Source organism: Neobacillus drentensis, assembly GCF_036965245.1.
GTDB classification, from domain to species: Bacteria; Bacillota; Bacilli; order Bacillales; family Cytobacillaceae; genus Neobacillus; species Neobacillus drentensis_G.
In genome coordinates, this window is record NZ_JBALPG010000133.1 from 9,102 (window position 1) to 9,916 (window position 815).

Genomic DNA, 815 nt, shown 5'->3' on the forward strand with positions numbered 1-815 from the left:
CAGATATTGTGAAGGAATGACCTTAAACGTGGCAGGATAGCAGTTTAATAAGGATCTTTCTTTTAGGATTGTTATATTAGATTTAAACTACCTTAAATTTTGAATTAAACGAATAGTAACACATAACACGAAAGTAAAGTATTCTTTATATTTAGTCATATATATTTGACATTAAGTAATATATTTTTTAATATGATGGTGAGCGGTAGAGAACGAGGTGGATTTATGGCTAAAAATTTGAAACTAAAATCAGCAAGAGCATCAAAAGATATGTCTCAAAAAGCATTAGCTGAAGCAGTTGGCGTTACTCGTCAAACAATGAATGCAATAGAGAATGGGGATTATAATCCATCTTTAAAATTATGTATATCAATTTGTAAAGTATTGAATAAGACACTCGATGAATTATTTTGGGAGGATTATTTAGATGAATAAATATCCATTTGATGAAATGCAGAATAAAAAAAGAAATGAAATTGGAAATCAAACACTTTCATTAATGATAATTATGTTAATGCTTGATACTTTGTCTTACAATATGGGTTTTCAATGGATTGAATATCCGAGTAATATTTTTCTCATCGTAGTGATATGTAGTGGAGTGTTTCTTATTCGGTGCGTATTGAATGGAGCCTTAATTGCACCGAATCAAAATTTAAAACTCAGTACAATAAATACAATAGTAATCATGGCAATTTCTATGATTTCAATAACTTTAATTTCAAAATTTGTTAAACCTAAACTGCCAAATAATATCATAGGACAAAGTTCTGAAGTGATGACTATAATAAGTGGATTATCTGTGTTAGTCATTT

2 protein-coding genes are annotated in these 815 nt (G+C 28.6%); both read left to right on the forward strand.

Annotation, left to right across the window (positions count from 1 at the left end; genetic code table 11):
- Positions 1 to 225 precede the first annotated feature (225 nt).
- Positions 226 to 435, forward strand: a complete 210-nt coding sequence (locus V7150_RS21990) for a helix-turn-helix transcriptional regulator (RefSeq protein WP_335522493.1) — start codon at positions 226 to 228, stop codon at positions 433 to 435.
- The coding region (locus V7150_RS21995) for a hypothetical protein (protein WP_335522495.1) at positions 428 to 815 on the forward strand (388 nt) is incomplete at its 3' end. The genes V7150_RS21990 and V7150_RS21995, both read left to right, overlap by 8 nt.

Bases quoted from the DNA above. Each gene is read 5' to 3' on its own strand.
- V7150_RS21990 (WP_335522493.1), top strand. From the start codon at position 226: ATGGCTAAAAATTTGAAACTAAAATCAGCAAGAGCATCAAAAGATATG.